At 36.7% G+C, this 19,362-nt stretch carries 17 protein-coding genes and 1 tRNA gene; 13 read left to right on the forward strand and 5 right to left on the reverse strand.

Annotated elements, in window-relative coordinates; all coding sequences use genetic code 11:
- Positions 1–38: 38 nt before the first annotated feature.
- Positions 39–1,499, reverse strand: a complete 1,461-nt coding sequence (locus AAGD50_RS03650) for a TrkH family potassium uptake protein (RefSeq protein WP_264724100.1) — start codon at positions 1,497–1,499, stop codon at positions 39–41.
- Positions 1,500–1,640: 141 nt separating this feature from the next.
- Here AAGD50_RS03650 and AAGD50_RS03655 point away from each other — a divergent pair, with 141 nt between their 5' ends.
- Complete coding sequence (locus AAGD50_RS03655; protein ID WP_265024656.1) at positions 1,641–2,840, forward strand: hypothetical protein; 1,200 nt, start codon at positions 1,641–1,643, stop codon at positions 2,838–2,840.
- Positions 2,841–2,919: 79 nt separating this feature from the next.
- On the opposite strand, the gene AAGD50_RS03660 is transcribed toward AAGD50_RS03655, so the two are convergent.
- Positions 2,920–3,936 carry a substrate-binding domain-containing protein gene (locus AAGD50_RS03660; RefSeq protein ID WP_264724103.1) on the reverse strand — a complete coding sequence of 339 codons (1,017 nt, stop codon included), beginning with the start codon at positions 3,934–3,936 and terminating at the stop codon, positions 2,920–2,922.
- Between the two features lie 140 nt (positions 3,937–4,076).
- Between AAGD50_RS03660 and dcd the strand changes: the two genes are divergently transcribed.
- The 5 genes from dcd to AAGD50_RS03685 all read left to right on the forward strand — a co-directional run bounded on the left by dcd (position 4,077) and on the right by AAGD50_RS03685 (position 11,290).
- Positions 4,077–4,634: a dCTP deaminase gene (gene dcd / locus AAGD50_RS03665; RefSeq protein ID WP_006280485.1), complete on the forward strand. Its 558-nt coding sequence runs from the start codon at positions 4,077–4,079 to the stop codon at positions 4,632–4,634.
- 353 nt (positions 4,635–4,987) lie between these two features.
- Positions 4,988–8,212, forward strand: coding sequence for a glycoside hydrolase TIM-barrel-like domain-containing protein (locus tag AAGD50_RS03670; RefSeq protein ID WP_341809992.1), 3,225 nt, complete (start codon positions 4,988–4,990; stop codon positions 8,210–8,212).
- 57 nt (positions 8,213–8,269) lie between these two features.
- On the forward strand, positions 8,270–9,136 hold the full coding sequence (locus AAGD50_RS03675) for a hypothetical protein (RefSeq protein ID WP_264724107.1): 867 nt from the start codon (positions 8,270–8,272) through the stop codon (positions 9,134–9,136).
- Between the two features lie 183 nt (positions 9,137–9,319).
- Entirely contained in the window at positions 9,320–10,483 is a 1,164-nt protein-coding gene (locus AAGD50_RS03680; RefSeq protein WP_264724108.1) for a multidrug effflux MFS transporter, read from the forward strand.
- Between the two features lie 132 nt (positions 10,484–10,615).
- The gene (locus AAGD50_RS03685) at positions 10,616–11,290 is read left to right on the forward strand and encodes an ankyrin repeat domain-containing protein (RefSeq protein WP_341809993.1); all 675 of its coding nucleotides are present in this window, start codon (positions 10,616–10,618) and stop codon (positions 11,288–11,290) included.
- 10 nt (positions 11,291–11,300) lie between these two features.
- On the opposite strand, the gene AAGD50_RS03690 is transcribed toward AAGD50_RS03685, so the two are convergent.
- A protein-coding gene (locus tag AAGD50_RS03690) for an IS5 family transposase (protein WP_341809994.1) occupies positions 11,301–12,133 on the reverse strand; the annotation gives its coding sequence in 2 pieces (ribosomal slippage) (positions 11,301–11,764 and positions 11,764–12,133; 834 coding nt in all).
- A gap of 117 nt (positions 12,134–12,250) precedes the next feature.
- Between AAGD50_RS03690 and AAGD50_RS03695 the strand changes: the two genes are divergently transcribed.
- Positions 12,251–13,903: an ankyrin repeat domain-containing protein gene (locus tag AAGD50_RS03695; protein WP_341810142.1), complete on the forward strand. Its 1,653-nt coding sequence runs from the start codon at positions 12,251–12,253 to the stop codon at positions 13,901–13,903.
- 25 nt (positions 13,904–13,928) lie between these two features.
- Here the strand turns inward: AAGD50_RS03695 and AAGD50_RS03700 are convergent, their stop codons facing one another.
- Entirely contained in the window at positions 13,929–14,051 is a 123-nt protein-coding gene (locus AAGD50_RS03700) for a hypothetical protein (protein ID WP_264724113.1), read from the reverse strand.
- A gap of 215 nt (positions 14,052–14,266) precedes the next feature.
- The gene (tkt, locus tag AAGD50_RS03705; RefSeq protein WP_265024660.1) at positions 14,267–16,318 is read right to left on the reverse strand and encodes a transketolase; all 2,052 of its coding nucleotides are present in this window, start codon (positions 16,316–16,318) and stop codon (positions 14,267–14,269) included.
- Between the two features lie 113 nt (positions 16,319–16,431).
- On the opposite strand from tkt, the gene rpsD reads away from it, so the two are divergent.
- The 6 genes from rpsD to lipA all read left to right on the forward strand — a co-directional run bounded on the left by rpsD (position 16,432) and on the right by lipA (position 19,353).
- Entirely contained in the window at positions 16,432–17,046 is a 615-nt protein-coding gene (rpsD, locus tag AAGD50_RS03710; protein ID WP_010962555.1) for a 30S ribosomal protein S4, read from the forward strand.
- A gap of 9 nt (positions 17,047–17,055) precedes the next feature.
- A tRNA-Leu gene (locus AAGD50_RS03715) sits at positions 17,056–17,142 on the forward strand.
- Positions 17,143–17,172: 30 nt separating this feature from the next.
- A complete protein-coding gene (gene iscX / locus AAGD50_RS03720) occupies positions 17,173–17,373 on the forward strand; it encodes a Fe-S cluster assembly protein IscX (RefSeq protein ID WP_007552114.1) in 201 nt (66 codons plus the stop codon).
- 430 nt (positions 17,374–17,803) lie between these two features.
- A complete protein-coding gene (locus AAGD50_RS03725; protein ID WP_010082513.1) occupies positions 17,804–18,145 on the forward strand; it encodes a DUF721 domain-containing protein in 342 nt (113 codons plus the stop codon).
- A gap of 37 nt (positions 18,146–18,182) precedes the next feature.
- Positions 18,183–18,497 (forward strand): 50S ribosomal protein L28, encoded by a 315-nt coding sequence (gene rpmB, locus AAGD50_RS03730; protein WP_006279619.1) that lies wholly within the window; start codon positions 18,183–18,185, stop codon positions 18,495–18,497.
- The gene (lipA, locus tag AAGD50_RS03735) at positions 18,490–19,353 is read left to right on the forward strand and encodes a lipoyl synthase (RefSeq protein ID WP_264724115.1); all 864 of its coding nucleotides are present in this window, start codon (positions 18,490–18,492) and stop codon (positions 19,351–19,353) included. Before rpmB ends, lipA begins: the two co-directional genes overlap by 8 nt.
- Positions 19,354–19,362 lie beyond the last annotated feature (9 nt).

A 19,362-nucleotide genomic window follows, 5' to 3' on the forward strand; every position in this document is an offset into this window, starting at 1 on the left:
TCGTAAGTCAGTTTAGCTATAATATCAAATTTTACCAACTATTTCTTTCTATTAAATAAGAATAAATTGCCTATACAAAAATAGATTGGCAATATTTCAAGTCTGCCAAGCAGCATTAAAAACGATAGAAATAATTTTACTTCATTACTGAAAGAGGAATAATTACCCGAAGGACCTATTAAATTACTAAATCCCGGGCCAGAGTTTGTAAGCGTTGCAGAGACTGAACTGATGCTAGTTATAAAGTCTGCATTGCTTAAGTAAGACATCACTATTGATGAAATGGTAAACGTTAACATGAAAATTGCAAAAAATATAAAGACAGAGTGAACTTCATCATTCTCCAGGGTTTTTCCATTGAATTTTACTCCATTGTCTGCATCAGGGTTTAATAAAAGGTAAAAGTAATTTCTTATAGACCTTAAAAGAACAATCAAGCGGAAGATTTTGACACCACCACTTGAAGAACCACTACATCCACCAACAAAGGTGAGAAAAAAAGCTAAGACTGAAATGAAACTCCAATCTATATGATTACAGATTGCATAACCAGTTGACGTAATCAAGGAAGTGATGGTAAATGTGCTGCATCTAAATGATAATGACACTCCTAAATCAACATTTTTATACAACCAAAAACAAGCAAATAAAGATGAGATAGTAGCTATCTTAACAAAGTAAGAGACTTGCTCATCATAGCAAATGTCTAATCGTCTTATAATTTTTAAATAGCTAAGAAAAGGCAGAGAACCCAAAATCATAAAAATGATCGTTATGACTTCTAACATAGGGTTATTGTAGTGCCCTATAGAATCATTATAGTTAGCAAATCCGCCAGTTGATACAGCGGACATTCCGTGACATATTGCATCAAACAGTGGCATACCAGCTAGATAATAGGAAGATATACATAACAAAATTAGGCCATAATATATTGCCGTAACATGAATTACTACGCTTCGCGTATTCGGCAACTTCCTTTTGGTAGCATCTGAATATTCAGAATAAAGTAAATTATTTAGGCTGAGAACCTTAAACATGGAAAAAACTGCAATTCCTAAAGTGATTACACCAAAACCCCCCATGCCATGTAGCATTGCTCTCCATAGCAGTATTCCTGGAGATTGTTTTTCAATATCATTAAATATAGTTGCTCCTGTGGTTGTGATGCCAGATATCGTTTCAAACAATGCATCAACATAGCTCAGATTATCAAAATAGAAAGGAATAGCTGCAAACAGAGACAAGGCAATCCAGGTGCAACTAGTAATCGCAAAAATTGCTGGCATTCCATGCAATCTACTTAATTTACCGAGTAAAATAAAAATTGCGCCAGATGTGCAGGTAATTATGAATCCAGCGAGGAAATTTTTCCATTCGTAGCTGAGATACTTATTGGTAATAGCAGGAATAAGCATTGCTAAGCTAAACAGCAATAGGAATATTCCCACAATAAATACAATTGAACGCAAATTTTGTAAACGTTGATGATTTTTCATAGAGTTACTTCCTCGCTATACAAAGCCATAAAAGCTACTCTAACGTCAAGCATTTTGTTGGCCTTTATTAACAGTTATTAACAATATACTTGATTTACTTGTAAATATGTGTGATAATTAAATTTTTATTAGAGGTAAGATATGGTTGAATTAACTGATGCACAAGAAGAAATTCTAGGTTCATTAAGACAGGCAGTCAGGAATGACAATTTTCAAGAAGTCCAGAACGTACTCGACAATAAGGAACATAAGGAACATAAGGATATACAAGCAGTTTTGAGCCACGAGGGGACTCTGACTAGTGACAAAGGTACCATTTTAAATGATGTTATTGACTGTTCTAATGCTAGCGTTAGCACTAAAGTAGGGATCATTGAACTAATTTGGCAGAAAGCTAATAAAGAAACTCGTGATTTTTTGTGTTGTCGTGCAATAGATAGTTTTCAAGGATTTGGCCTTTATAACATACCTGCTCTTAAAACAGTTATTCAAGAAATGGAAGAGTGCAAGATGGGAATTCTTGATATGGCACTAAGACATGCAATAAAAAGCCTTGATGTTAATCAAGTTAAAGCAGCATTAGAGAATTGTGGTGAAAATGCAGCAAGGGTTTTAGAGCGATGTGTATATTGGGATGATGGAAGCGTAGATGCCCTTTTAGTTTATCCTCTGCTGGTTAACTATGATAGAGAATTGAACCAAGAAGATGTGAAAAAGATAAAAGAAAGCTTTAAATTAATGTTTGATGCTGCTTCTCCAGGGCTCCTTGGGTTCGAGCCCAATGGAAATAACTATGTAATGGATAAACTTACATGTGCACAAAAACGTTTTGCTAAAATACCTGGAGTAGGTGAGCAATGCTTTCAAGATTTGATTCAAGAATTTGAGGAAAAACTTAGTAAAAATGAACTAGATAATGCCAAGATTAATGATCAGATAGCATGGGATAAAGAGTATGCGACTCGATTTTCACAAGAAATCAATCAGGATCCGTCTGAGAATGATGATCTTAACTTTATAGATGACACTGATCTAGATCAAAACACCGTAAACTCTGCACCAACTGCAGACAACAAAACCCCAGAAAAAAACGATACAAACTTCTGGAGTGAACACAAAGGGAAGATCGCTCTGGGCGTTGTTGGACTATGCGTAGTTGGTGCTATTGCAGCCTATGTGCTGGCATATCCTGTAGTTGCATTAGTTTTAGAAGTTTTAGCAGTTTCAGCATTGGCTGTACTAGCTTATATTGGAGGAGTTTGTGAGAAATCAGAAAGCCCAAATACGAAAAGCTCGGACCCGGTTGTTTCTGGGGTGTTGCAACAACGCAGAACTGTCTAATTAGTAATCCATTGTCATCCCAGCGCGCCGCGCTGGGTCTGACTACGCTAGAACAAAGAATATAAAAGAAACGTTGCCGTCACGTTATATCATAAACCTTTGCTGAAGCTTTCTTTATATCTTCACTTGAAAGTGGAATTAGACCAAGCCTAGATAGGTACCCATCTTCAATGCCGATCGAATCTATAATTTCTTTTATGAATTCTCTTAATCCATCAACAGTATCCAGGTGTTCTTTCTTTATATAAAGGTATAGAGGTCTTGCTAATATATATTTTCCCGATGATATATTTTCGTAAGTTGGCTCAATTCCTGCAATTGTGCTCCCTTGTATTTTATCTTGATTTCTCATTAAAAAGCTAAAACTAAATATCCCTAAGGCGTTCTTGTTACTTTTCAATTTTTGTATTATTATGTTTTCATTAATTCCAACTTCTATATACCTTCCGTCATCCCTTATATTACCACATGCTTGCTTTCTTTCTTCCTGATCTTTATAATTCTCTTTGAAAATTCTCGAGTTCATGCATGAATATTGATCAAGCATAATAGAATTAACCAAAGTTTCGTATGTGCCTGTATTTTGATGTGGACCATAAATTTCAATTTCTGTTTTTGGTAAGGCTTGATTTACATCAGACCAAAACTTCTTATTATTTTTTACTAATTTATCATTTTCTTGAGAATATGCAGATAAAGTTTCAAATAAGTCCTTCTTTGTGAAATCAAATCTATGGCTTTGATTTGAATTTGCAATGACAATTCCATCATAGCCAATGATGATCTCTATCACTTCATTAATTTTATTTCTTTTACATAGTTCTCTTTCTACTTCCTTCATAGGGCGAGATGAAGTGGTGATGTCTGGCGTGTCTTCCCCTATTCCTGAGCAAAACATTTTGAACCCTGATCCACTTCCTATTGATTCCACAACTGGAGTCTTAAAGGAGAATACACGGTTGAACTCTTCGGCTATAAACGAGATAAAAGGAAAAACAGTTGAAGATCCAACAATTCTGATGTATTTCCTGGCATCAGCATTTGATAGCGGCGTGAATAATACGAATACAAAAATCAGGAGAAAGTTTCTAAGCATTATTTTTAGTTAAGAACATAAATCTAATTATTATAACAAAAATCAAACTGAAAAGCTTTAATTGCATGACAAAAGCTACAGTTTACATTTAAATTTTATTTTATATTATTGTAAGTATTACACAACTTTAAGGGGCAATTATGGCAGTTATGCCAGATAAATGGATAAGAGAAAAAGCTGAAAATTTTGGAATGATAGAGCCTTTTGTGAATCACAAAAGCAGCAAAGGTGTTATATCTTTCGGACTATCATCTTATGGTTACGATGCAAGAGTGGATAATAAATTTAAAATTTTTACTAACGTTAATTCAGCTATCGTGGACCCTAAAAATTTTTCTGAGAATAGTTTTATAGATAAGGAAACAGATGTATGCATAATTCCACCAAATAGTTTCGTACTTGCAAGTACAGTGGAATATTTTCGTATACCAAGGAATGTACTGGTCATTTGTGTTGGTAAATCAACTTACGCAAGGTGTGGAATTATAGTAAACGTTACTCCCTTAGAACCTGGATGGGAAGGTCATGTCACACTCGAATTCTCAAACACCACTCCACTTCCTGCGAAAATTTACGCTAATGAAGGCGCATGCCAATTCGTATTTTTAAGCGGCGAAAGTGAATGCGAGAAATCATATGATGATATGAAAGGAAAATATATGAATCAGCATGGTATCACTTTGCCGCTGGTGAAGTGATTGCCATGAGAGTGGTAATTTTTCACTTCCGTACTTTTTCATTGTTGCTTACAATAATTATAGCTACACCATGTGCTTTTCTTAATTAAAAACTTCAATTATTAATTGTAAATTATTGAATTTGCTACTATTTAGTAGCAAATTGTCATCCAAGTGGCTGTAAAATGACAAATTCGTCATTCCGCTACTAGTTAGCGGAATCTATGCTAAGAGATACCGCGAATGAATCGCGGTATGACGGTTCGCGGCGGCATAACGATAAGCTCGTCATCCCGCTGCTTGTTAGCGGGATCTATCCGCTGCGGCATGACGTAGAGCCTACATTAGCTATAGAAACAAAAAGGAGGATCATTATGTCTACAATAATTTTATCATCAATTTTTGGTCAAGCAGGCAGCATTTTTGGGCCAATTGGCCGGATTATCGGCTCAGAACTCGGTGCTCTTCTTGGTGCACAGCTAGATGGGGCAATGTTTGGCCTTGATGCCGAGCAAAAAGTAACACATGGTGCGAGGCTAAAAAATCTGCAAGTTCAAACCTCAACCTACGGCAGAACGATCCCAATTATCTATGGCACTGCTCGTGTTGCAGGGAACATTATTTGGGCGCAGCCAATAAAAGAAGAGGCGATAACCACCAAAAGTAAAATTGGAAGAGGTATGAACGTTACATATAATTACTATGCAACGCTTGCAATTGCGATCTGCAAGGGGAAAGTAGAAAAATTAAACAGAATCTGGGCAGATACAACATCACTTAGCTTTGATGAAATAGATTATACTTTTTACAGCGGCAGAGAAGACCAAAATCCTGATCCATTTATGTCATCAATTGAAGGAGAGGGGAATGTGCCGGCTTATAGGGGAATATCTTACATAGTTATCAAGAATTTTCCTTTAGCAGACTATAACAATCGCGTCCCGATATTTACATTTGAAGTGCGAACTGCATTAAAACCCAGTGGATTTTCAATAGCAGAAAATATTCGGAATATCAATATAATACCAGGCTCAGGAGAGTTTGTATATGATACAAAAATACAGAAGAAAATCGCGCAAGAGAAAATAAGCAGCAACCAATATATCCCATATGGGCTGGCGCAAAGGGTAAATCACAACAACCACACTAAAAAGAGCGATGCAATGCTTTCTTTGGATCAATTAAAGGGAGATTTACCAAATGTTGAGTGGGTATCGGTAGTAGTCAATTGGTTTGTGAATGATCTGAACATTAAAGATTGTAAAATATACCCTGCAGTTGAATTTCAAGATGATTCCGCAATATTACCTGATGATTGGCAAGTAGGAAGTAGTACCAGAGATAATGCTCAGCTAATTTCAAAAGATGCGAGTGGAAACCCAAGATATGGTGGCACAGTTAGTGATGCAGCGCTAATAAGATATATAGAAGAGCTACACAGCAGAGGCTACAAGGTGATGCTCTATCCAATGCCCTTGCTTGACACAAAGAACAAAGAGTGGCGAGGAAAATTGAGCGGGACTCCTGGGGATATAAGTGATTTTTTTGAGAATCAATATAACAAATTTATAGAGCATTATGCAAGCATTGCCAAACAAACTAAAGTGGAAGGGTTTATCATCGGTTCTGAACTTGTGCGGCTTACCAAAATCAGGGATGAACAAGGGAATTACCCTGCCGTTATAGAGCTAGTTAAGCTTGCAAAGCGAATAAAACTTCAGCTTGGAAAAGAAGTAACGGTAACTTACGCTGCTGATTGGAGCGAATACCATTCATATGATGGTTGGTATAATATGGATGAGCTTTGGTCTTCAGAGTACATCGACGTTATTGGCATAGATGCTTATTTTCCACTGACTGATGGGCCAGAGCCTCCTTTTGGTTATTCCGCGGAAGATGTAATGGGTGGTTGGAGCAGTGGAGTGGGGTATGATTATTTCTATGATTACTCAAAGGGTGAGCCTGAAAAAGTAAAGTATAACGACAGCAGGTATGCGTGGAAAAACATAGCAAAATGGTGGAGTAAAACTCACATAAATCCAGGTGGTAGTAAAACGAAATGGCAACCAAAAATGAAAAAAATATGGTTTACTGAATATGGATTTCCCAGTATGAACGGCTGCACTAATGAACCAAATGTGTTTGTTGACAAAGGCAGCATAGAGAGCAAATATCCACGATATTCAAACGGAGAGGTGAGCTTTCTTTCGCAAAAAATTGCAATTGAAGGAACGTTAAAAAAGTGGCAAAGCTCGGAAATGGTAGAAAAAATGTTTCTCTGGGCGTGGGATGCAAGGCCATTTCCTTACTTTCCCAATTTATGTGATATGTGGACTGACTGCCATAATTGGCAGACAGGACATTGGATTCAGGGAAAGCTTTCACAGCTTAATATTTCCGATGTTTTATCGGATCTGTTACAAAAAACAGGTTTAAAAAGCGATCAGTTCGATACAAGCAACGTCAAAGGGTTATTGTCTTGGTATGTGATAAATGACCAGCAATCGGTACGTTCAATTATTAAAATGCTGCAAAGTTGCTATTTTTTTGATGTGGTTGAACAGGACTCTAAACTGAAATTTGTCCAAAAGGGCAGGGGAGTTACGACTGGAATACCAATTGGTGAAATGGTTTTCAGTAACAATTCAAAACTTGTTAATATTAGTCAACTGGATTTAAACAATAAAGTTAACGTCGTTTATTTTAATCGAAATTTTGGCTATCCAATTGATGTTAAATATGCTGAGTTGCCAAAGCAAGGCACTGCTATAACAGTTGAAATACCGCTCATTATGGAGGAGGGAGAGGCGCAAAATATCGCTGAGGTTTTACTTTATTCTTCGTGGCAAGAGAGAAATATATACAATTTCAAGCTACCGATAAAATATGCGTGGCTTGTGCCAAGTGATGTAATAACGATTTTAGACAGTGAGAAAAAACATACGGTGAGAATTATAAAAACGAAATTCGAAAGCATGTCCATTCAAGTAAGTGGTGTTAGTTATGATCGCTCTATATATAAGCTCTCTTTTCCTTCAACAAGGTCACTTATGCTGAAGGAATACCCTCCTTCTCACATCAGTAAAACCATCATAGAAATGATAGATTTACCGCATGTTAAGGGTAATAGCGCAAGCTTTACTTTAATTAACGAGGAAAAGAATTGGAAAGGAGCAACACTCTTTATTTCGTACAACGATAAGGATTATAAGCCTATTGCAAGCACAAACAAGCAGTCTACTTACGGATATGTAATGGAATCTACCGACGAGGGGCTTATAGTAGTGTTACGTTTTGGTAAGCTGCCAAGCACGAGCCCAATTGCAAACTCAAATTTAGCACTGGTTGGAAAAGAGGTAATAAAATTCCAGAATGCTGAACTTATAGATAAAAATAAATATAAGCTTAGCAACCTAATCAGAGGACAAGAAGATACTAAAGAATATGATCATGCCACAGGTGAAAAATTTGTTCTACTTGATGATTCAATAATATCTTTCGAAGTGCAAATGGGGAAAAAGTTTTACCTAAAAGCAGTGACTTACGGTGACTCGCTGGAAAATACGGAAGTGAAAGTGATAAATTCATTTAGTAATTGAAATTTAATAAAGTAAGTGCTAGAATTAATATACAGGTATTAATGGTAGAGATATAACATGTCAAAGGAAATGGTCAATGCGTTGAAAGCTGAAGTGAAGAAGCTCAAATATGCTGATTTCAAAGCTAACACTTGGGACGAAGTAATTTCTGGTGAGGGAACATATAAGGATCTTAATAGAACACACGGCCTTGCTATTAACGGACAAAAAATAACTAACGAATTTATTAACAATCTGTATTCAAACCATAAAAATCTAATTCTACGGGATGAAAACGGAAAAGGGAATTATCGTCCATTTCTCAGACAAATTTTTACAGAAATGTTTAAACACGTTGGTGCAACAATTCCCAATAACTCTATTATTGAGGAGTTAATAAATAACTATTATCAGGGCGGATATACTCATTTTCTTCCTAATGATATGAATCAAGCTCTTGGATCTTTTCATTTGTCAACGCAAGGCAACTGTATGACAAGAGAGTATATTATGGATTGTCGTGAACCCAATTGTATAAAGCTTAGTTTTAGCATGAAATATACAAAAATGCTTAACTATGATGATTGTACATATATCGAAACACCAGGTTTTTGCAGTTCAGCGGAGTTTAAACTGAAATGTGAAGATAAAAATGTAACATATGAAGATGGTAAAGTACTTCTTACCATTCCTAAAGAGTTAGAGGACTATAAAGCTGGTGATGACGGTTTGTTTGATAAGCTTACTTATATTATAAATAAGCTTATTGAGTATTTCAAAAAACTTTGTGAGAAATTGGGCTTTGAGTTTGATACAAGAATAGAGTACGATCCTGAGCGTAATATAAAAATAGAGCATAATCTTGGTGAACCACTAAAGGTAGTAAGTGAGGCAAATGCATCTTCTGTTGAAGACTTAAAGCTTAAAGTGAATAATCAAAGATAAGGTATTGAAATTCAGGCTTTTCATGATTTTAGCTTAAGATTTCAGTGTCCGCTACTCGAATGACATCGTTTACTATGTAACATTGTACTTATACTAATGAAAAAAATACATTATAATTAAGCATATTTACCAATAAATCATTAAGTGAAAACAGCTCTTTCGCAAAATATCATCTCTCTTATTATGATATTGTCTGTAGCAATTGTCGATATGGCAACTGACCTATACTCAGTTGCACTACCAAGCATTGCCAATTATTTTAAAGTAGAAGGCAGTGTAGTGCAGCTTACAATTAGCTTAAATCTAGTTGGATTTGCGGTATCTGGCTTAATTTATGGTCCATTATCGGACCATTATGGTAGGCGTCCAATGATGCTGATTGGTATGACAATTTTTACTTTGGCAAGTGTCATGTGTTATATAGCCGACAGCATTGCGCTCTTGATACTAATTCGCTTCATACAAGGAACAGGGGCTGGTGTTGCAGGTGTTGTTGGGTATGCAGCAATAAGGGATATGTACTCGGGTAGTGAATACTCGAGAGTCATTTCAAAATTAAATATGGTTGTGGCACTCTCACCTGGAATAGCTCCAGTGGTGGGCAGTTATATAATTTCACATGGGTATAGTTGGAAATTTTTGTTTTTTATTATATCACTTGCAGCAATTGCTATACTTATTTTTATCTACTTTAAGTTACAAGAAACACTCACTGTAAATAAAAATGAAACCAGTATAACTAACATAACTACTAATATCTTCAAGCAATATATATCAATATTTAGAAATTATCGTTTCCTTGGGTTTTCAGCCATTCATGGATTAACTTTCATGTGGCTTTGGGCATACATTGCTAACTACCCGTTCATATTTGAATCGATGGGCATTGAAGTACAGTATTTTGGCTACCTCATATCGATCATAGTCATATTTTACATAATTGGAACTTTAATTAATAGAAGGTATGTACCAAAAGTAGGGGTTAGCAAAATGCTAATAATAGGTTTGGTGTTACCGATAATATCCGATAGTTTATTGGTATATTTTTATTTCGCGGACAAGTTAAATATATTAATTCTTCAAACTGTTTGGATTCCAGCCAATATCGGACTTGCATTAATAATAAGCAATAACGTAACTTCTGCTTTAGAAACGATCAAAGGTATAGGGCTTGGTAGTGCAGTCCTCTCATTCTGCAATATGATGTTTGGGGCTATTGGAATATATATAGTAGGAAAATTTTTTCGCTATGGTATTTTACCAAATTTACTATTAACAATAGCATGCTCTACAATTGCGATTCTTATGTACAGCCAGCTCAAATGTACTGAAAAACACAGGGAATAACCATTATTTGCGTGATCCAGAGCTCATGGGTTATTAATGACTTTATCATGATAATATAATTTTACAGGGGGTGAGAGCTCATAGATTATTAACGACTTTATCATAACAATATAGTTTTACAGGAGGTATGGGATGAGCAATTCAAACAGAGATATAAATGCTGAATTACGTAAGGCTGCTCTAGAAGGTAATATTGAGAAAGTAAAAAGTCTAATAAGTGAAGGAGCAGATGTTAATGTAGAAAATGATAAAGGAGAGACTCCTTTACATATTGCTGCTGTATGGGGCCATAAAGAGGTAGTAGAAGCTCTATTGGACAAAGGGGCAAATGTTAATGCAGAAGATGAAGAGGGAAACACTCCCTTAGTTTTAACTACTGACGAAGAAATAAAAACTCTATTACAAAGCACAGCTAAATTACTTGAGGTTGCTAAAAGCGGTAATATTCAGGAAGTAAACAGTCTAATAAGTGAAGGAGCAAAGGTTAATGTAAAAGATCAAGATAACAAGACTCCTCTACATTTGGCTGCTGAAAAGGGCCATAAAGAGGTAGTAGACGCCCTACTGAAAGTAAATGGAATCAATGTTAATGCAACAGATTGGTCGCAAAAGACTCCTTTACATTGGGCTGCTGTAGAGAGCCATAAAGAGGTAGTAGAAGCCCTACTGAAAGTAAATGGGATCAATGTTAATGCAACAGATTGGTTGCAAGAAACTCCTTTACATTTAGCTGCTGTAAAGAACCATAAAGAGGTAGTAGACGCCCTATTGGGAAAAGATGGAATCAATGTTAGAGCTTGTCCATAAACAAGTAAATTTAAGCATATTCTCTATTTAACATAACCTTAGTCATAGCAAGATATATAAAGTTTTCAGTAGATGTTGTAAGCAAATCATATTCTTTTGATAACCTCCTGTTCCTATTGATCCAAGCAAAAGTCCTTTCTACAACCCACCTTCTCGGCTGAACTTTAAATCCAGGATCCCGTTGTGGCAATAGTTCTAGTGGTGTGTCTTTATGCACCCAAAATCTGCATGGAGGCCTTTTAATAATCTCAATTTCTATGTCATATTCTCTCTTTATGTGAGCCTTTAAATCTTTTCCTTGATACCCCATATCAGCCCACATTTTCCTAACATTAGCATATTTTTTCTTCATGTTATCTAATGCTATTTTTATACCATCTCTGTCATTCTCATTGGCAGCTCCTACATAGCAACCAAGCACAAAGCCCTGTGTATCGGTAACTATATGCCTCTTTCTACCTTTGACTTTTTTGCCTCCATCATAACCTTTGACCCCCCTTTTTCCGTTGTCTTTACTGATTGGCTGTCAACTATACACGCACTTGGCTCTTCATTCCTACCAATTTTTGCCCTGCTATACTTGGTGATTTCATAATTTATCTTTTCAAAAATTCCTTGTTTTTTCCATCTCCTGAACTGCTCATGCACAGCCTTCCATGGTGGAAAATCATGAGGTAAGTAGCGCCACTGACACCCTGTGCGTAGTACATAAAAAATTGCATTTAACATCTCGCGTTTACTGTATTTTGGTGGCCTTCCTCCTTTTTCATATGACACCTTAAAGTGCCTTTCTATCAAAACCCACTCTCTATCTTTTAAATCTGTTGGATACTTTTTTCTCATCTTTACTCCCTGTTGAATCTAGTATTTTTATACTAATTCTTTGGTTTATGGACAAGCTCTAATTTACCAAATAACAAGAAAGATACTCCTTTACATTCTGTTCTTAAAAAGGACAACATAGATATAAATGTATTGAACGCTCTACTGGGAGCAGAAGGAATCAACGTTAATGCACAAGATGAATATGGCGAAACTCCTTTACATTTGGTCCTTAAAAAGGGCAATATAGACATAAATGTATTGAACGCTCTACTGGGAGCAAAAGAAATCGATGTTAATGCACAAGATGGAGATAGGGCTCCTTTACATTTGGCTGCTGAAAAGGGCCATAAAGAGGTAGTAGAAGCCCTACTGCAAGTAAAAGGAATCGATGTTAATGCAACAAATCAGCAGAAAGAGACTCCTCTACATTTGGCTGCTGAAAAGGGCCATAAAGAGGTAGTAGAAGCTCTATTGGACAAAGGGGCAAATGTTGATGCAGAAGATGAAAATGGAGACACTCCTTTAGATTTAGCCACTACTCAAGACATACGAACTCTATTACAAAACACAGATGAATTACTTAAGGCTGCTGGAAGAGGTGATATCGATACAGTAAACGATCTAATAAATCAAGGAGCAAGTGTTAATGCAACAGATCAAGATGGAAAGACTCCTCTACATTGTGCTGCTAAAAATAGCCATGAAGAGGTAGTAGAAGCCCTATTGGGAAAAGATGGAATCGATGTTAATTTAGCAGATAAGAATAAAGATACTCCTTTACATTCTGTTCTTAAAAAGGGCAACATAGATATAAATGTATTGAACGCTCTACTTAGAAAAGAGGGAATTGATGTTAATTTAGCAGATAAGAATAAAGATACTCCTTTACATTCTGTTCTTAAAAAGGACAACATAGATATAAATGTATTGAACGCTCTACTGGGAGCAAAAGAAATCAATGTTAATGCACAAGATAAAGATGACAGGACTCCTTTGCATTTGGCTGCTAAAAAGGACAACATAGATATAAATGTATTGAACGCTCTACTGAGAGCAGAAGGAATCAATGTTAATGCACAAGATAAAGATGACAGGACTCCTTTGCATTTGGCTGCTAAAAAGGACAACATAGATATAAATGTATTGAACGCTCTACTGGGAGCAGAAGGAATCGATGTTAATATAAAAGATAAACTTGCAGAACAGACTCCTTTACATTGGGCCGTTGTAAAGGGCCATAAAGAGGCAGTAGAAGCCCTATTGGGAAAAGATGGAATCGATGTTAATATAGAAGATAAACATGGAAACACTCCTTTCAAATTAGCCACTGATGAAGGAATAAAAACTCTATTGCAACCAGCAGAAAAATCTGATGATGGTTCAGCGGGTGGATCATCGACAGATAGTGAAGGGGGTCAAGAGGAAGAAAAACGAGTAGGTGATGATACTGAACTACAATCAGATAATAGCAAAGAAGGGGAAAAAACCAGCACCACCAATGCAGAACGAGGAACTGATGTACAAGACAACGATGTAGGTCCTGTTGCTTCCACAGAACCTGCACAAACAGAAGAACAGCCGAGCTCTTTTTTTGGTAGTTTGTTTAGTATACTTATGAAGCCTTTTTCATTAATTGCATCATTTTTTGGTGGTTTTTTTTCATGGTTGTTTGGGTCTGACGAAGAAAAGTCTGACACACAACCTTATGATGATTCTTCTTCACCTGGGGTCGATCAATCAGTTGAACAAAATAATGGTGATCATAATGACCAGAGCAATGTGATTTGATAGTGATCTTCTACCGGAAAAGGTGTCATCCCAGTGTCAAGCACTGGGATGACACCGTCTTGGATGGAAAACTGGATTCCAGTGTCAAGTGCTGGAATGACATCCTCTCTAAGTAGCCTCCTTCTCCTGTTATCCCAGTGTCACGCACTGGGATCTCATTTTACTTTATGATGATGTCATGAAAGTAGCTGACATTGGGATCCAGAAGACTTAATTTCAACCAAATAATAAAGGCTAGATCCCAGTGTCACGCACTGGGATGACAAAAAAAGGAGCACTGGAATGACACCATCTTGGATGGAAATAACGTCACGCGCTGGAATGACAAAGAAGAGTGGGCTTTCATATGGTTATGCAAGAGGTTTACTGAATGCAACCTAACTTCTCACACACACATTTTACCACATGATCAGCGTTGATATTAAAATGCTCATAAAGTGTTTTATAAGGTGCTGATTCTCCGAAGCTTTTCATGCCAATAAATATACCGTTTGAACCTATGTATTTATGCCAACCCATTTCACTTCCGGCTTCAATTGCAACTTTAATGCTGTCATTATTTAATATTGCCGCTTTATATTCATCGCTTTGCTCGTCAAAAAGCCTCCAGCATGGCATAGAAACAATCCTTGTACCTATACCCTTTTCCTGCAATTTCTCCCTTGCTTCAACTGCAATTTCAACCTCGGACCCCGTAGCAAATATCGTCACTTTTAATTCTTTTGAACATTCACACAAAATATATGCACCAAACTTCGATAAATTAGCAGATTGATCGATATCAGAGTAGAACTTGCGCATGTAACTTACGTTTTGCCTTGAGAGCGCAAACAGTGCTGGAGATTCTTTCTTTTCGAGTGCAATGCTAACACACTCCAGAGTTTCAACTGCATCGGCTGGCCTAAAAACATATAGATTTGGTATAGCACGCAAAGAGGCTAAATGCTCTATTGGCTGATGAGTTGGGCCATCTTCTCCCACTCCAATTGAGTCGTGAGTCATGACATACATAACCTGCTGCTTCATCAGAGCTGAAAGACGTATAGCAGGACGACAATAGTCAGAAAATACCAAAAAAGTGCCGCCATAAGGAAGAATCGCGCCGTGAAGTGCCATACCATTCATACAAGCTGCCATAGCGTGTTCTCTCACTCCATAGTGGACATAAGAGCCACTATAATTATTGCTATTTATTACCTGCATGTGCTTATATTTAGTGCAATTTGACCCGGTAAGATCAGCAGAACCGCCGATTAATTCCGGCATATGTTGTGTTAAAAGTTCCATTACCATGCCGAAAGAAGAACGTGTAGCTTCGTTTGGCATTAGCTCACATATTTGTTTCTTCAGGTCAGCTAAAACACCAGCGATATTATCTGGTAGATGTTTATCTAACCGTCTTTGAAGTTCTGCATGATACCCTGTCATCCCAGCATTCTCTTCTGTCATCCCAGTGCTTGACACTGGGATCCATTCTTTTTCTTCTTTCCTGGTCACGCGCTGGAATGACATCGTGTAGTTTTGTTTTGCTCTCTCAACAGTTTTCTTCCAGGCATTTTTCACATCTTCTGGTACATGGAATGGTTCATAATTCCAGTTTAATTTCTCTCTCATCTGTTTTATGTCTTCCTCCGAAAAAGCACCACTGTGAGCAGAGGATGTGCCAGCACGGCTTGAAAATTTTCCGATAATAGTTTTGCAGCAGATCATTGTAGGTTTATCAGACTTTTTTGCTTGCTCTATTGCAAGGGATATGGCATCAAAATCATGGCCATCAATTTTGTCAACATTCCATCCATACGCTAAGAAGCGTTTCTCTACATCGTCAGAACAGGAAAGGCAAGTAGCGCCATCTATAGAAATATCATTATCATCAAAAAGAGCTATAAGCTTATTCAATTTAAGATGCCCAGCAAGTGATGCTGCTTCATGGCTTATTCCTTCCATAAGACAGCCATCCCCTAGCATCACGTAAGTGTAGTGATTAATTAAGCTATCTCCAAATTGTTCTTTAAGAATCGATTCAGCAAGTGCCATGCCAACAGCAGCGGCAAACCCCTGCCCTAAAGGGCCTGTCGTTGCCTCTACCCCGGAAGTCAAGCCAAACTCTGGATGACCTGGGGTCTTGGATCTCATTTGCCTGAAGTTTTTTAGCTCATCTATGCTAATATAACCTGTCAAATATAATATTGAGTATAGTAACATTGACCCATGGCCGTTTGATAAAACAAAGCGATCTCTATTGAACCATTTAGAATCATCAGGATTATGATTCAGATATTTAGCAAACAAAACAGTTGCAACATCTGCCATGCCAAGTGGCATACCTGGGTGTCCAGAGTTTGCTTTTTGTACTGCATCAATTGATAAAAAACGGATGGCGTTTGCCATAGATTTTAAATGTGAATGATTCATGTGTTAATAGAAAAACTTAAAAATGAAGTATAAAAGATTATACCAGCAAAAACAAGTTGACACTGAGTGCTAAAATCCTTAATAATCTAGAGTTGAATCGTGAGAGTTTTTATATGACAACTGTTATCACTAGAAAGTATAGGATTAGCCGTAGACTTGGTGTAAATTTATGGGGTAGAGCTAAAGACCCAGTAAACAAAAGGAAATACCCTCCAGGTCAACATGGTATTCTTGGATTCAAGAAGTTATCCGACTTTGGTAAGCAGTTTGCTGCGCATAAGAAATTTAAGTTTTACTATGCGATTTCAAGTAAGCAGCTCAGACGTACATTTTTAGATGCTTATAACAGAAAGGGTTATACGGCTGATAATTTTATCGGTATCTTAGAATCGAGATTAAGTTCTGTTTTATACCACTCTGGTCTTGTTCCAACAATTTACTCAGCAAAGCAGCTCATATCTCACAAGCACGTTACAGTTAATGATAAGGTGGTTAACATATCGAGTTATCGAGTGAAGCCAGGTGATATAATAAAAATAAGAGAAAGGGCAGCAAAAATCCCTGTAGTAGTAGAGGCTGAACAAAAACAAGAGCGCAAGGCTCCGGATTATTTAGAAGCAGATAGTAAAGAGCATTCAGTGAAGTATTTGAGGTCACCTCAATATTCTGAGGTTCCTTATTCAGCAGACATGGAAGTCAATTTAGTAGTAGAGTTTTACTCTAGATAGATAAAAAAAGCCCGTGTGGCGGAATCGGTAGACGCAGCGGACTTAAAATCCGTGGGTTTTGCGACCTTGGGAGTTCAAGTCTCCCCATGGGCACCAATTTAACTTAGCAGATAAATACAAAAAAGTATGAAATGGCTTGATATAGAAGATATTGTGGAAGCTCTGGAGGAAAAATTTCCAAATGAGAATATAATTAGTATCAGATTCACTGAGCTTAAAAAAAAGGTCTTGAGTTTAGAGGAATTTGATGATGATGAAAAACGCTGTAACGAAAAAATACTCGAAGCTATTCAAGCAGCTTGGATTGAGGAAAGATTAACCGCATAGCAATAAACCATACGCAAACGTGATTTCTATTACAATTTGCATATTGATTATGCTATTTTTTGGATCTAGCCTGGCAAGTTAATAATAATTTAACTAATTACAATTAAAACAGCTATAAGGTTAATTATGAGGCAAAACAAAAATTTTTGAATGGAACGATCTTGACAAGTGCTACGTTGAGATAAGTTTTGCATAAAAATACTGCTTTTACGGTGTGAGGCTAGAGGTTTGTAAAGCAGTTAGAAGGTTGTCATCTAAGTAGCGTGACCAGGGCTAGATTCCGCGGCGGAATGACGACTATGCAATATGCGTTGCGGAGTGACGATTATGGTCATACCGTCACGGTATCTCACAAACATGTAGCAGTAATGACAAAATCTCAAGTTATATGTATACTTTTATATTATCTACCTACTAAAAAAACAGAAAAATGCTCAAACGTAGCGGTCCAAAAAAATTAAAGTCTATAATAGAAAACTATGCATTAAAATGCATGAAAAATAAGATTAGCAAAAATGAAATACGTCTTATTTTAAACTGGCGAAATATAGTAGGGAAAGAAATAGCAGAGTGTACAAAACCGAAAAAGATCTCATATGCACAGAATATAAATTCGGGTGTGTTGCATCTGGTAGTAACAAATGGCAGCAAAGCATTGGAAATTCAGCATATGATTTCTCTTATAATAGAAAAAATTACGATATTTTTTGGTTATAAAGCAGTATATGGTATAAAAATTAAGCAAGAGAGTATTGACTATTTGACTATATAAGGTAATCTAAGTACATAGAATAATTTGGTATATTGAAGTGAGTAGAGTTTGTGAATTAACAAATAGAAAAAAATCTTTTGGTAATAAGGTATCACATTCGAATCGTAAAACAAAGCGTACCTTTCTTTTAAATTTACATAAGGTTACGTTAACAAGTGATATATTGAATAAAAAGTTTAGATTTCGTGTGGCAACAAGAACTTTGAGAACTATAGATTACAAAGGTGATTTAGATGCTTTTTTGCTCAACACAAGAACGATTAAACTAAGTGAGAAAGCGCAGAAGATAAAAAGAAGGTTGAAAAAAGTTTTAGTAAAGCAAGAGGTAGAGTTAGCAGTTTCAGATGCATAGTAAGCCTCCATGGCTCAGAGCAAAAGCTCCGACCGGTGAAGTATTCAATGAGACCTTAAACATCGTTAAACTGCATAACTTGCATACAGTGTGCGAAGAGGCTGCATGTCCAAATATTGGTGAATGTTGGAATAAACGTCATGCTACTGTGATGATTCTTGGTTCTGTTTGCACTCGTGCTTGTGCATTTTGCAACGTTGCAACTGGCATTCCTGATAAACTAGACCCTCATGAGCCAGAAAATTTAGCAAAAGCGATAAAAAAGTTAAACTTAAAACATGTTGTCATTACTTCCGTTGATCGTGATGATTTGCCAGATGGTGGCGCAAATCAGTTTATACAGTGCATAGAAGAAATTAGAAAGATAACTTCAGAAACAACAATAGAGATTTTAACTCCTGATTTTTTAAATAAGAAAGGAGCATTTGAAGCAATCGCTGTTGCATCACCTGATGTCTATAACCACAATATTGAAACAGTGCCGAGATTGTATGCAAAAATAAGACCACGAGCTCGCTATTTTCATTCACTATATTTACTGAAGATGGTAAAGCAGATTAATCCTAAAGTTTTCACAAAGTCAGGGCTTATGGTTGGTCTTGGAGAAACAAAAGAGGAAATACTGCAGGTTATGGACGATTTGCGCAGTGCTGAGGTTGATTTTATTACAATTGGTCAATATCTACAACCAACTCCAAAACATGCAAAACTTGATAGGTATGTTACCCCAGAGGAATTTGAGCATTATAAATATATCGCTTACTCCAAAGGGTTCCTAGTGGTTGCATCAAGCCCACTAACTCGGTCATCATACCACGCTGAAGAAGATTTTAACAGGCTCAAGGCTTGTCGTTGACATTTGTGT

Source organism: Wolbachia endosymbiont (group A) of Apotomis capreana, from assembly GCF_964027025.1.
Classification (GTDB): Bacteria; Pseudomonadota; Alphaproteobacteria; order Rickettsiales; family Anaplasmataceae; genus Wolbachia; species Wolbachia pipientis.

Coding starts and splice junctions, on each gene's coding strand:
- AAGD50_RS03650 (WP_264724100.1), bottom strand. CDS start 1,499: ATGAAAAATCATCAACGTTTACAAAATTTGCGTTCAATTGTATTTATT.
- AAGD50_RS03655 (WP_265024656.1), top strand. CDS start 1,641: ATGGTTGAATTAACTGATGCACAAGAAGAAATTCTAGGTTCATTAAGA.
- AAGD50_RS03660 (WP_264724103.1), bottom strand. CDS start 3,936: ATGCTTAGAAACTTTCTCCTGATTTTTGTATTCGTATTATTCACGCCG.
- dcd (WP_006280485.1), top strand. CDS start 4,077: ATGGCAGTTATGCCAGATAAATGGATAAGAGAAAAAGCTGAAAATTTT.
- AAGD50_RS03670 (WP_341809992.1), top strand. CDS start 4,988: ATGTCTACAATAATTTTATCATCAATTTTTGGTCAAGCAGGCAGCATT.
- AAGD50_RS03675 (WP_264724107.1), top strand. CDS start 8,270: ATGTCAAAGGAAATGGTCAATGCGTTGAAAGCTGAAGTGAAGAAGCTC.
- AAGD50_RS03680 (WP_264724108.1), top strand. CDS start 9,320: ATGATATTGTCTGTAGCAATTGTCGATATGGCAACTGACCTATACTCA.
- AAGD50_RS03685 (WP_341809993.1), top strand. CDS start 10,616: ATGAGCAATTCAAACAGAGATATAAATGCTGAATTACGTAAGGCTGCT.
- tkt (WP_265024660.1), bottom strand. CDS start 16,318: ATGAATCATTCACATTTAAAATCTATGGCAAACGCCATCCGTTTTTTA.
- rpsD (WP_010962555.1), top strand. CDS start 16,432: ATGACAACTGTTATCACTAGAAAGTATAGGATTAGCCGTAGACTTGGT.
- iscX (WP_007552114.1), top strand. CDS start 17,173: ATGAAATGGCTTGATATAGAAGATATTGTGGAAGCTCTGGAGGAAAAA.
- AAGD50_RS03725 (WP_010082513.1), top strand. CDS start 17,804: ATGCTCAAACGTAGCGGTCCAAAAAAATTAAAGTCTATAATAGAAAAC.
- lipA (WP_264724115.1), top strand. CDS start 18,490: ATGCATAGTAAGCCTCCATGGCTCAGAGCAAAAGCTCCGACCGGTGAA.